The sequence below is a fragment of the Azospirillum sp. B506 genome, assembly GCF_000333595.1.
Lineage (GTDB): Bacteria > Pseudomonadota > Alphaproteobacteria > Azospirillales > Azospirillaceae > Azospirillum.
Window position 1 is genome coordinate 1 of sequence record NZ_BADK01000501.1, and the last position, 11,411, is coordinate 11,411.

Annotated in this window: 12 protein-coding genes; 9 read left to right on the forward strand and 3 right to left on the reverse strand. The window is 65.8% G+C overall.

Features of this window, described 5'->3' with window-relative positions; genetic code table 11:
• The 9 genes from I71_RS15010 to I71_RS15050 form a co-directional block, all read left to right on the forward strand.
• The coding region (locus I71_RS15010; protein WP_042695664.1) for a cyclic peptide export ABC transporter at positions 1-1,380 on the forward strand (1,380 nt) is incomplete at its 5' end.
• 318 nt (positions 1,381-1,698) lie between these two features.
• A complete protein-coding gene (gsiC, locus tag I71_RS15015; RefSeq protein WP_042695656.1) occupies positions 1,699-2,619 on the forward strand; it encodes a glutathione ABC transporter permease GsiC in 921 nt (306 codons plus the stop codon).
• On the forward strand, positions 2,616-3,497 hold the full coding sequence (locus tag I71_RS15020; RefSeq protein WP_042695657.1) for an ABC transporter permease subunit: 882 nt from the start codon (positions 2,616-2,618) through the stop codon (positions 3,495-3,497). Before gsiC ends, I71_RS15020 begins: the two co-directional genes overlap by 4 nt.
• Positions 3,472-4,551, forward strand: a complete 1,080-nt coding sequence (locus I71_RS15025) for a P1 family peptidase (RefSeq protein WP_042695658.1) — start codon at positions 3,472-3,474, stop codon at positions 4,549-4,551. The genes I71_RS15020 and I71_RS15025 overlap by 26 nt, the downstream gene beginning before the upstream one ends.
• Positions 4,548-5,381, forward strand: a complete 834-nt coding sequence (locus I71_RS15030) for a M55 family metallopeptidase (protein WP_042695659.1) — start codon at positions 4,548-4,550, stop codon at positions 5,379-5,381. Before I71_RS15025 ends, I71_RS15030 begins: the two co-directional genes overlap by 4 nt.
• An 11-nt stretch (positions 5,382-5,392) precedes the next feature.
• A complete protein-coding gene (locus tag I71_RS15035; protein ID WP_042695660.1) occupies positions 5,393-6,352 on the forward strand; it encodes an isoaspartyl peptidase/L-asparaginase family protein in 960 nt (319 codons plus the stop codon).
• Between the two features lie 85 nt (positions 6,353-6,437).
• Positions 6,438-7,388 (forward strand): zinc-dependent alcohol dehydrogenase family protein, encoded by a 951-nt coding sequence (locus I71_RS15040; RefSeq protein ID WP_042695661.1) that lies wholly within the window; start codon positions 6,438-6,440, stop codon positions 7,386-7,388.
• Positions 7,389-7,424: 36 nt separating this feature from the next.
• The gene (locus I71_RS15045) at positions 7,425-7,847 is read left to right on the forward strand and encodes a CopD family protein (protein WP_049976133.1); all 423 of its coding nucleotides are present in this window, start codon (positions 7,425-7,427) and stop codon (positions 7,845-7,847) included.
• An 85-nt stretch (positions 7,848-7,932) separates the two neighbouring features.
• Positions 7,933-8,412: a VOC family protein gene (locus I71_RS15050; RefSeq protein WP_042695662.1), complete on the forward strand. Its 480-nt coding sequence runs from the start codon at positions 7,933-7,935 to the stop codon at positions 8,410-8,412.
• 91 nt (positions 8,413-8,503) lie between these two features.
• On the opposite strand, the gene I71_RS37465 is transcribed toward I71_RS15050, so the two are convergent.
• The 3 genes from I71_RS37465 to I71_RS15060 form a co-directional block, all read right to left on the reverse strand.
• Positions 8,504-9,499 (reverse strand): hypothetical protein, encoded by a 996-nt coding sequence (locus I71_RS37465; protein WP_211098391.1) that lies wholly within the window; start codon positions 9,497-9,499, stop codon positions 8,504-8,506.
• Between the two features lie 112 nt (positions 9,500-9,611).
• Entirely contained in the window at positions 9,612-10,613 is a 1,002-nt protein-coding gene (locus I71_RS15055; RefSeq protein ID WP_042695663.1) for an ABC transporter ATP-binding protein, read from the reverse strand.
• Positions 10,610-11,411: ABC transporter ATP-binding protein (locus I71_RS15060; protein WP_042695666.1), on the reverse strand; the 802-nt coding region annotated here is incomplete at its 5' end. The genes I71_RS15055 and I71_RS15060, both read right to left, overlap by 4 nt.

Genomic DNA, 11,411 nt, shown 5'->3' on the forward strand with positions numbered 1-11,411 from the left:
CATACCTACCGTATGGAAATCGTGTCGCTGATTCTGGGCTGCGATCTGGACGCGCTGGAACGGATTGGCAGCAACCGGATTTATGCCGGCCTGACGCAGCAGACCCAGTCCATCATCGATGCGTCGCAACAGCTCGTCGTTGCCGGGCAGAACATCCTTCTGGTGATCTTCTCGCTGTTCTATCTGGCCTGGCTGTCGCTGCCGGGCTTTCTGCTGACCTGCTTCATGGTGGTGTTCGGCTATGCCATCTTCGGCATCCAGCTCAAGAGCAGCATGAAGGATCACCGTGCGACCATCACGCGGGAACAGGATCTGTTCGATTCGCTGACCGATCTGGTTTCCGGGTTCAAGGAAACGCGGCTCAACCAGGGCCGGGCCGCGGACCTGCAGACCTTCGTCCACCGGATTTCCGGCGATGTTCTTGACCTGCGCAGCCGTGTCAATGACAACAGCGCGCGGATGTACCTGTTTTCGCAGACTGTTTTCTGCCTGATGGCGGCCGCCATGGTCTTCATCCTGCCGATCTACAGCGAAGCGCATGCCCAGCAGCTTCTGAAGATCACGACGGTGGAACTGTTCCTGATCGGGCCGCTGACCTCGGTTGCGGCGGCGGCGGCGAACTATGCCCGCGCCGCGGCCTCGTGGGAAAGCCTGATGGACCTGGAGCAGTCGCTCCGCCGGCTGTCCAGGACCGATGCGCCCGCCACCGTCAGGGCACCGTCATTCCAGCATATCAGCATCCGGAACGTCTTCTTCCAGCATACCGACGACCATGGCGAACCGTCGTTCGGCATCGGGCCGATCGATCTGGAGATCAACCGCGGCGACCTGCTGTTCATCTCCGGCGGCAATGGCGCGGGCAAAAGCACGATGCTGAAGGTTCTGTGCGGGCTCTACCGGCCGCAGCAGGGAGTGATCGCGGTGGATGGCGAACCGGTCGGCCACGACCGGCGCGAGGATTACCGGAACCTGTTTTCCGTGATCTTTTCCGATTATCATCTCTTCCCCAGGCTGCATGGCATCCGCAGCGTCGATCCCGTCCGTGTGCGGGAACTGCTGGAATGGCTGCGCATCCAGGACAAGACCAAGTTGGCTGGCGACGAATTCACGACGATCCAGCTTTCCACCGGACAGCGCAAGCGTCTGGCACTGATCGTCGCCCTTCTGGAGGACCGGCCCCTCTATATCTTCGATGAATGGGCCGCCGATCAGGACCCGGAAGCGCGCCGCCGCTTCTATGAAGAAATCCTGCCTTCCCTGAAGGCGAGCGGGAAGACGGTCATCGTGGTCACCCATGATGAGCGGTACTTCGATGTCGGCGACCGGCGCTATGTCATGGAAGATGGCCGCCTGCGCCCAGCTGATAGTGGGTTGTCATGAGAGTGTTCCGCCTCGCTTCGAGCGCCGTCAACGACTGGGCGCATCGCAATGCCATCGCCATCAGTATCGTCCTGTTGGTCGTCACCTTCGTCGCCGTCACCTTTGCCTCGCGTATCTTCATCGATATTCCGGCCGGCCATGGCGGTGTGCTGTGGTTGCGCTTCTTTGGCGGGACGGTGAAGAATTACAGCATCGGCGAAGGGATGAAGATCGTCATGCCCTGGGACCGGGTGACGCTGTATGACCTGCGCATCAAGGAAACGGGGAGAGGGGACTTTTCGTCCGCACCTCCAGGCCCTCCACCAGGACCTCTGCTCCATGCTGAAATATCTCGTCGGCCGTCTCGCCGGCATCCTGCCGGTTCTGCTGGTGATCTCCGTCTTCGTCTTCGGCTTCGTCCATCTGCTGCCGGGCGATCCGGCGCGTCTGGTCGCCGGTCCGGACGCCACCCAGCAGGACGTCGAGCTGGTGCGCCAGGATCTCGGCCTCGACCAGCCGCTGTGGGTGCAGTATGGCCGCTTCCTCGGCAATGCGGTCCAGGGCGAGTTCGGGCGGTCGATGAAGTCCAAGCGGCCGGTGTCGCAGGAGATCGGTGAGCGCTTCATGCCCACCTTCTACCTGACCGTCGTCGCCATGGTCTGGGCGACGCTGGCCGGTCTGCTGATCGGTGTGGCGTCGGCCACCAAACGCGGGCGCTGGCAGGACCATGTCGGCATGGTGGTGGCGGTGTCGGGCATCGCCTTTCCCTCCTTCTGGCTCGGCCTGCTGATGATCGACCTGTTCTCGGTCAAGCTCGGCTGGTTGCCGACCAGCGGTTACGGGACATGGCAGCATTACGTCATGCCGTCGCTGACGCTCGGCCTCGGTGTCGCCGCGGTGATGGCGCGCTTCACCCGCTCCGCCTTCATCGAGATCGCGCGCGAGGATTATGTCCGCACCGCGCGGGCCAAGGGCGTGCCGGCCCGGCTGGTGGTGTGGAAGCACACGCTGCGCAACGCACTGATCCCGATCATCACCATGGTCGGCCTGCAGTTCGGCTTCCTGCTCGGCGGATCCATCGTGGTGGAGACGGTGTTCTCCTGGCCGGGGCTGGGCCGGCTGCTGGTGGATAGCGTCAATTACCGCGACTACACCGTCATCCAGGCGGAGATCCTGCTGTTCTCGCTGGAGTTCATCGTCATCAACCTGCTGGTCGATGTGCTGTACGCCCTCGCCAACCCCGAGATTCGCTACTCATGACCACGACCGATGCAACCGTGGCCGTGAGCCACGAAGCCGTCCGCTCGCCGCTGCGCGAGTTCTGGCGCAAGTTCCGGCGCAACCGCACCGCCATGGCCGCAGGAGTCTGTCTGCTGGCTCTGGTGCTGGCCGCTGCCGCCGCCCCCTGGATCGCCCCCTTCGACCCGGCGGCCTTCGATTACGACCGCATCCTGGAAGGGCCGTCCGCGGACCATTGGGCCGGCACCGACGCCTATGGCCGCGACATCCTGAGCCGCATCCTGTGGGGCGCCCGCATCTCGCTGTCGGTCGGGCTGCTGTCGGTGCTGCTCGGCGGGGTGGCCGGCGTGGCGCTGGGTCTGATCGCCGGCTTCCGTGGCGGCTGGATCGACAGCCTGATCATGCGCGTCTGCGACGTTCTGCTGGCCTTCCCCGGCATCCTGCTCGCCATCGGCATCGTCGCCATCCTGGGGCCGGGCATCGAGAACGTCATCTATGCGGTGGCGATCTTCAGCGTGCCGGTGTTCGCCCGTCTGGTGCGCGGCAGCACGCTGTCGCTGAAGCGCGCGGTCTATGTCGATGCCGCCCGCGCCATCGGCGTGCGCGACCGGCTGCTGATGGTCCGCCACATCCTGCCGGGCACGCTGCCCAGCGTGATCGTCTATGTCTCCATGCGCATCGGCACCTCGATCCTGACGGCGGCGAGCCTCAGCTTCATCGGCCTCGGCGCCCAGCCGCCCAGCCCGGAATGGGGGGCGATGCTGGCCGACGGACGCAGCTACATCGGTGTCGCCAGCCATGTCACCTTCTATCCCGGCCTTGCCATCTTCCTGACGGTGCTGGCCTTCAACCTGCTCGGCGATGGACTGCGCGATGCCCTCGACCCCAAACTCCGCTGAACCGGCGAGACGCGCGCGGGCCTTCGGGCTCGCCTGCGGCCGGCTGACGCCGGGGCCGCGCAACGCCATCACCGATGTGCCGGGCGTGCGCGTCGGCCATGTCACGCTGGTGGAGGGCGCCATCCAGACCGGCGTCACCACCATCCTGCCCCATGCCGGCAACCTCTACCGCGACAAGCCCGTCGCCGCCGCCGAGGTGCTGAACGGCTTCGGCAAGAGCGTCGGGCTGATGCAGGTGGAGGAGTTGGGGGCGCTGGAAACCCCGATCCTGTTGACCAACACCCTGTCGGTCGGCACCTGCGCCACTGCCCTGGTCCGCCATGCCATCGCCGCCAATCCCGACATCGGCCGCACCACCGCGACGGTCAATCCGCTGGTGATGGAGTGCAATGACGGCCCGCTGAACGACATCCAGGCCCTGGCGGTGACCGAGGCCCATGCCGCCGCCGCCTTGGCCGCCGCGCTGTCGGACGCGGACGGTGCGGAGATCGCGGTCGGCTCGGTCGGTGCCGGGCGCGGCATGTCCTGCTTCGGCTTCAAGGGCGGCATCGGCACGTCGTCGCGCCGGCTCAAGCTGGACGGCAGGCGCCATCATCTGGGCGTGCTTGTGCTGGCGAATTTCGGCCGGCCGGGCGAGCTGCGCCTGCCCGACGGCCGCCGCGTCGCCCCGCCGGCCAGGGACGATTCGCCGGAGAAGGGCTCCGTCATCGTCATCGCCGCCACCGACGTGCCGCTCGACCACCGCCAGCTGCGCCGGGTGATCCGCCGCGCCGGGGTCGGGCTTGCCCGCGTCGGTTCCTTCTGGGGCCATGGCAGCGGCGACATCGCGCTGGGCTTCACCACCGCCAACCGCATCGACCATGACGAGCGGGCAGACATCGTGCCGTTGCGCATGCTGAACGAGCGCCGCATCGACGCCCTGTTCGAGGCGATGGCCGACGCCACGCAGGAAGCAGTCCTCGACGCGCTGGCCGCCGCCACGCCGGTGGTGGGCCGCGACGGCGCCAGCCGGCCGTGCCTGTCCGAACTGCTGAAATCCGGGAGCACAGAGTGAAGATCTACATCTCCGCCGACATCGAAGGGGTGGCCGGCGTCGTCTCCCAGCAGCAGGTGACGCCGGGCAACCCCGAATATGAGCGCGCCCGCCGCCTGATGACCGCCGAGGTCAATGCCGCCATCGAAGGAGCGCTGGAGGCCGGGGCGAGCGAAATCCTCGTCAACGACAGCCACGGCGCGATGGTCAATCTGCTGCCGGACGAGCTGCACCCCGCCGCCGAACTGATCCTCGGCCGGCCCAAGCCCATCGGCATGTTCGCCGGGCTTGAACCGGACGCCGCCGGGGTGATGTGCGTCGGCTTCCACACGTCCGCGCGCCAGTACGGCATCCTCGCCCACACCACCAACAGCTTCGCCTTCGGCCGCGTCCGGGTGAACGGGCTGGAGCTGGGGGAGGCCGGCAATTACGGCGCCTATGCCGGCGAGATCGGCGTGCCGGTGATCCTGCTGAGCGGCGACGACCGCTTCGCCGCCGAAATGGCGCCGCTCTTCCCGGACGCCGAGCAGGTGGTGGTCAAGCAGGCGCTCGGCCAGCGCGCCGCCCGCTCCGTTGCGCCGTCGGTCTCCCGCGACCGCATCCGCGAGGCGTCGGCCCGCGCCGTCCGCCGCGCGTCCAGCATCCCGCCCTTCCGCGTTCCGCCGCAGGCCGACGGCGCGCCCTACCGGCTGGAGATCGAGATGAACAGCCCGGCGCTGGCAGATCTCGGTGCGCTGATTCCGGTTGCCGAACGATCCGACCCCGTGACAATCAGCCTTCCCGCCGACAGCATGGCTGGCGTTCTCGGCTGGATCAACACCCTGTCGGCCATGTCGGCCACCCTGCGCTGAGACCCGCACCCATGAGCCTTTCCCACCCGCAGTCCTTCGCGCTGGCCATCCATGGCGGTGCCGGCACCATCAACCGCAGCGCCCTGACCCTGGCGCTGACCGAGGGCTACCACGCCGGCCTGCGCCGGGCGCTGGCCGCCGGGCACGCGGTGCTGGCCGACGGCGGCTGCGCGCTCGACGCCGTCACCGCCGCCGTGATGGCGCTGGAGGACGAGCCGCTGTTCAACGCCGGCCGCGGCGCCGTCTTCACCGCCGAGGGCACGCAGGAGATGGACGCCGCCGTCATGGACGGCCGCGACCGTGCCGCCGGTGCGGTGGCCGGGCTGTTCGGCCCGCGCAACCCGATCCTGGCCGCCCGCGCGGTGATGGAGCACACGGAGCACGTCCTGCTGATCGGCGAAGGCGCGCTCGACCTCTGCCGCCGCCAGGGTCTGCCGATGGAGGAAGCCCCCTATTTCTTTACCCAGCCGCGCTGGGACGCCCTCCAGGCCGAGCTGGAGCGCCGCCGCTCCGGCGCCCCCGACGATGGCGACGAGCAGCGCCGCCACGGCACGGTGGGCGCCGTCGCCCGCGACCGCGACGGCAACCTCGCCGCCGCCACCTCCACCGGCGGCATGACGGCCAAGGCCAAGGGCCGGGTTGGCGACAGCCCGGTGATCGGCGCCGGCACCTTCGCCGACAACATCACCTGTGCGGTCTCCGCCACCGGCCATGGCGAGCATTTCATCCGCCGCTGTGCCGCCCACGAGATCGACGCCCGCATGCGCTGGGCCGGCCAGACCCTGGAGCGAGCCGCCGGCGAGGTGGTGGACGAGCTGGGCGTGATCGGCGGCTCCGGCGGCCTGATCGCCATCGACCGCGACGGCCGGGTCGCGCTGCCCTTCAACTGCTCCGGCATGTACCGCGGCGTCATCGGGCCGGAGGGGCTGCCGATGACGGCGATCCACCGCGAGGAGTTCCGCATCGGCTGACTCTCCTTCCCCCGCTGGACAGGCGGGGGCCGGCTTCCCACGTTGGTGCTTCTTCAGTGCAACAGCCGGAACGGAGGATGGCGTCATGCGTGCGATGGTGATTTCGCGGTTCGGTGGTCCCGACGTGTTCGAGCTTCAGGACCGGCCGCGTCCGGTGGCGGGGCCGGGCGAGCTGCTGGTGCGGGTGGTGGCGTCGGGCACCAACCCGGTGGACGCCAAGATCCGCCATTCCGGAAGCTGGGCCGGCATCCCCTTCCCGGCGGTGCTCGGCTATGACGTGTCGGGCGTGGTCGAGGAGGTCGGCCCCGGCGTGACCGGCTTCAAGGCCGGCGACGAGGTGTTCTACACCCCGGAGATCTTCGGCAATCCCAACGGCAGCTATGCCGAATACACCGTCGCCGCCGCGTCCATCGTCGCGCACAAGCCGGCCGGCCTCAGCCATGTCGAGGCGGCGGGCATCCCGCTGGCCGGCGGCACGGCGTGGGAGGCCATCGTGCGGCGTCTGGCGGTGCGGCCGGGCGAGACGGTGCTGATCCATGGCGGGGCCGGCGGTGTCGGCAGCTTCGCCATCCAGTTCGCCAAGGCGGCCGGCGCCCGCGTGCTCGCCACCGCCAGCAAGACCAACCACGAGGCGATGCGCGACCTCGGCGCCGACGTGACGCTCGACTACCGCGACACCGACGTGGTGGACCAAATCCTGCGTGAGGCGGGCGGGGCGGGGGTGGATGCCGCCTTCGACACCGCCGGCGGCAACGTGCCGATGAGCACGCAAGTGACCCGCCCCTTCGGCCGCATCGCCACCATCCTGCCGCCGACCGGCGACCTGAACGCGCTCTATGTGAAGAACCAGACCCTGTACGGCACCTTCCTGACCCGCGAGGGTGCGCGCCTGCGCGAGATGGCGCCGCTGTTCGTGCGCGGGCAGGCCAAGGTGATCGTCGATGCCGTCCTGCCGCTGGAAGAGGTCGGCAAGGCGCACGAGCGGCTCGATTCCGGCCACGGCCGCGGTAAGATCATCCTGCAAGTGGGCGCCTGACGCGAGGTCGGGCCGGGCTTTCGAAGGACGGTCGCGGTGTATATCTGGCTAATCGGGCTGCACGTCACGGCGGTGACGCTCTGGATCCTTGGCATGTCCGCCGCCGCCATCCTGATCAGCGCGCTCGACGCCACGACCGCCGCCGAGGAGGGACCGGCCCGCCTGCTGCGCGCCATGGGCCGCTGGGAGCGCCGCGTGACCTCCCCGGCGATGGGGCTGGCGTGGCTGCTGGGCATCACGCTGGTGGTGGTCGGCGGCTGGGGCTTCGAGCCGTGGCTGGTGGCGAAGGTCATCATCGTCCTCATCCTGTCCGCCCTGCACGGCAAGATCGCCGCCGGGCTGCGCCGGCTGGGCGAACCGGGGGCGCGGCCGGTGTCGCCGCTGCTGCGCTTCTCCCCGCTGGCGGTGATCGCCGGGGCCATCGCCATCGTGACGCTGGTGGTGGTGAAACCCTACTGAACACGCTATGGTGTTGGGACCGGGCGGGGCCGGCCCGTTCGACCCCGCGCCCGGCCGGTTCGGTTCCAGCGCGAAAGGACTCGCCATGGCCGTCGCCAAGACCACGATCTGCCTCTGGTTCGACAAGGACGCCGAGGCTGCCGCCCGCTTCTATGCCGAGACCTTCCCCGACAGCGCGGTGACCGCCGTCCACCGCGCCCCCGCCGACTACCCGTCCGGCAAGGCGGGCGACGTACTGACGGTCGAGTTCACCGTCGCCGGCCTCCCCTGCCTCGGCCTGAACGGCGGCCCGGCCTTCACCCACAGCGAAGCCTTCTCGTTCCAGATCGCCACCGACGACCAAGAGGAGACCGACCGCTATTGGACCGCCATCGTCGGCAACGGCGGCCGGGAGAGCGCCTGCGGCTGGTGCAAGGACCGCTGGGGCATCTCCTGGCAGATCACGCCCCGCGTGCTGACCGACGCGCTGGCGGCCGGCGGGGAGGAGGCCAAGCGGGCGTTCGAGGCGATGATGGGGATGACGAAGATCGACGTGGCGGCGATTGAGGCGGCACGGCGGGGGTAATGTGTCCCATATAGAAACGAAATTCCAAATGCTAAACCTTTTTGGTGTAGAATTTTGAGTTCAATTTAAATATCTTATTCAAGATTCAATCTTATTCCTCGGATATGCCATTAACTTTTTTATGAATTCTGTCTTCTTTAATAATAGTTTCGGATATGAACACAATTTCCCTAGAAAGCAGGCGAAAAGGCTGAGTGATTGCGCTCAGATTGACTGGTCGTCCAACTTTGATTATATAGTCGCAAAAGCTGAAATTCGGCCTTGCGTATTCTGTAACAGGTTGCCCTGTTTCTGTGTACCTATCATGACAAAGAAGATTTTCATTCATGCAGTCTTTATAAAATCGCTCTGTAACAACTCCCAAATTATGCATGTGTAAATTTCTCACTTTGCGGCAGAATGAAAAAAACTTTACAGTGTCCGGCTCGAATCCGTTAATCACCTCCATTATCAAAGGATTTATCTTGCTAAATGTTTCTGGGATCAGAATATGTATCGGCTTATTTGAGGATGCTTGAGATGCTTTTTTGGGTGCTTCGTTAGTGAATTCGACTAATATGCTCTCTATGTAGGCCTCTAAGAATGAAAAAACAGATATAAACTCCAGTTTATGTAGTTGGCTAATTAGAAATGACCCGTCTTTTGAAAAATTCATGCGGGATTTAGTCGATGAAACCGCTTTTGATATCGTTTCTCTCTCTTTTTTTGAGAAATCATTGCTTGTTCTTAGGCTTGGGTGCCTAAAATATTCTTCCGGTATTTCGAATTCAAATTCTAGATTTCCTTCGCGATTATGTCTTTGGTCCTCGAAAGAAAATAAATTCTCAAAAAAATGCGTAGTTAGCATAACAGAATTAAATTGATTCGCAAAAATTTCATAAGAGTGACTATCTGTTTCACTGTCAGTTGGGAGGCACTCTCTATTCATTTCTTCGAGAATCGCGACTTTCAGATGTGGCCAGTTGACATCAGAAATGTTTTTATAACGCTCTCTTAAAATGCTTGGAGTTTTTGACCAGTCCATTTTCCATCTGCTCCTTGAGAGTATATTAATCCAAATACTCTCTTTGGTTGAGATTTTGCTCATTGAGTTTCTGGAAAATGCACGATAGCAGCCCAATTATCTATAAAAAATGACCGTAGCAAGAAAACTATCCCTAGCTTAATTTCAGAATTATTGACTGCACTGACAGTTATTTTTATCCCCTCCCCACATCATCCCGGATGCACGCCACCGAATGCCCCGGCGCCACCTCGCGCAGCGCCCGGGCTTCCGGCTCCGCACAAGCCGGCAGGGCGAACGGGCACCGCGTCCGGAAGACGCAGCCGGACGGCGGGTTCATCGGGCTCGGCACGTCGCCCTCCAGCAGCATGCGGGACTTCGGCGCGTCGGGGTCCGGGTCGGGGGCGGCCGACAGCAGGGCCATGGTGTAGGGGTGGCGCGGGCGCTCGTAGAGGCTGTCGCTCGGCGCGATCTCCATCAGGCGGCCGAGATACATCACCGCCACCCGGTCGCTGATGTAGCGCACCACCGCCAGATCATGGGCGATGAACAGCACCGCCAGCCCCAGCTCGCGCTGCAAATCGCCCAGCAGGTTGACCACCTGCGCCTGCACCGAGACGTCGAGCGCCGACACCGGCTCGTCGGCGACGATGAAGTCGGGTTCCACCGCCAGCGCGCGGGCGATGCCGATGCGCTGGCGCTGGCCGCCGGAGAACTCGTGCGGGAAGCGGTCCATGGCGTCGGCGCTCAGGCCCACCTTCTCCAGCAGGGCCGCCACGCGGTCGCGGCGGTCGGCGCGGGTGCCGATGCCGTGGATTGTCAGGGCCTCGCCGATCACCTCGCGCACGCGCTGGCGCGGGTCGAGGCTGGCATAGGGGTCCTGGAAGACGATCTGCATGCGGCGGCGCTGCGCCCGCATCTCCGCCGTGCCCAGGCCGGTGATCTCCTGCCCGTTGAAGCGGATGGAGCCGGCGGTCGGCTCGATCAGCCGCAGGATGCTGCGCCCGGCGGTGGTCTTGCCCGATCCGGATTCGCCGACCAGCCCCAGCACCTCGCCGCGCTTCAGGTCGAAGGACAGATCGTCCACCGCCTTCACCCAGCCGACCGGCCGTTGCAGCAGCCCGCCGCGCACCGCAAAGCGCTTTTCCAGATTGCGGACGCTCAGCAGGGGCTGTTCGGTAACGGTATCGATGCTCATTGCACGTCTCTCCAGCGGCGGCAGCGGGCGGAATGGTCGGGGCCGACCGGCTCCAGAACGGGTTCGGCGGCGAGGCAGGCGGGTTCGGCCAGCGCGCAGCGCGGGGCGAAGGTGCAGCCCGCCGGGCGGTTCACCGGGCTCGGCACGCTGCCGGGGATGGCGTGGAGCCGGCCGCCGTCGCCGCGGCGCTGGCCCAGATGCGGCATGCAGGCCAGCAGCCCGCGGGTGTAGGGGTGCCTGGGCGATTTCAGCAGGGAGCGGACATCGCCTTCCTCGACGATGCGGCCGGAATACATCACCACCACCCGGTGGGCCACCTCCGCCACCACGCCCAGATTGTGGGTGATGAACAGGATCGAGGTGCCGGTCTCCTCCTGAAGCCGCCGCATCAGGTCGAGGATCTGCGCCTGGATGGTCACGTCGAGCGCGGTGGTCGGCTCGTCGGCGATCAGCAGGGTGGGGCGGCAGGCCAGCGCCATGGCGATCATCACGCGCTGGCGCATGCCGCCCGACATCTGGTGCGGATACTCGTCCAGCCGCCGCTCCGCCGCCGGGATGCCGACCTTCTTCAGCATGGCGAGCGCCTCCGCCCGCGCCGCCCGGCGGTCGAGGCCCTGGTGGTAGCGCAGCGCCTCGCCGATCTGGTCGCCGACGGTGTAGACCGGGTTCAGCGAGGTCATCGGCTCCTGGAAGATCATGCCGATCTCGTTGCCGCGCACGCTGCGCATGGCGCGCTCGCTGAGGCGGGCAGGTCGCGCACCTGCCCGTCGCGGCCGCGGAACAGGATCTCGCCGCCGG

Bases quoted from the DNA above. Each gene is read 5' to 3' on its own strand.
- I71_RS15040 (WP_042695661.1), top strand. From the start codon at position 6,438: ATGCGTGCGATGGTGATTTCGCGGTTCGGTGGTCCCGACGTGTTCGAG.
- I71_RS15050 (WP_042695662.1), top strand. From the start codon at position 7,933: ATGGCCGTCGCCAAGACCACGATCTGCCTCTGGTTCGACAAGGACGCC.
- gsiC (WP_042695656.1), top strand. From the start codon at position 1,699: ATGCTGAAATATCTCGTCGGCCGTCTCGCCGGCATCCTGCCGGTTCTG.
- I71_RS15020 (WP_042695657.1), top strand. From the start codon at position 2,616: ATGACCACGACCGATGCAACCGTGGCCGTGAGCCACGAAGCCGTCCGC.
- I71_RS15035 (WP_042695660.1), top strand. From the start codon at position 5,393: ATGAGCCTTTCCCACCCGCAGTCCTTCGCGCTGGCCATCCATGGCGGT.
- I71_RS15025 (WP_042695658.1), top strand. From the start codon at position 3,472: ATGCCCTCGACCCCAAACTCCGCTGAACCGGCGAGACGCGCGCGGGCC.
- I71_RS15055 (WP_042695663.1), bottom strand. From the start codon at position 10,613: ATGAGCATCGATACCGTTACCGAACAGCCCCTGCTGAGCGTCCGCAAT.
- I71_RS37465 (WP_211098391.1), bottom strand. From the start codon at position 9,499: ATGAGCAAAATCTCAACCAAAGAGAGTATTTGGATTAATATACTCTCA.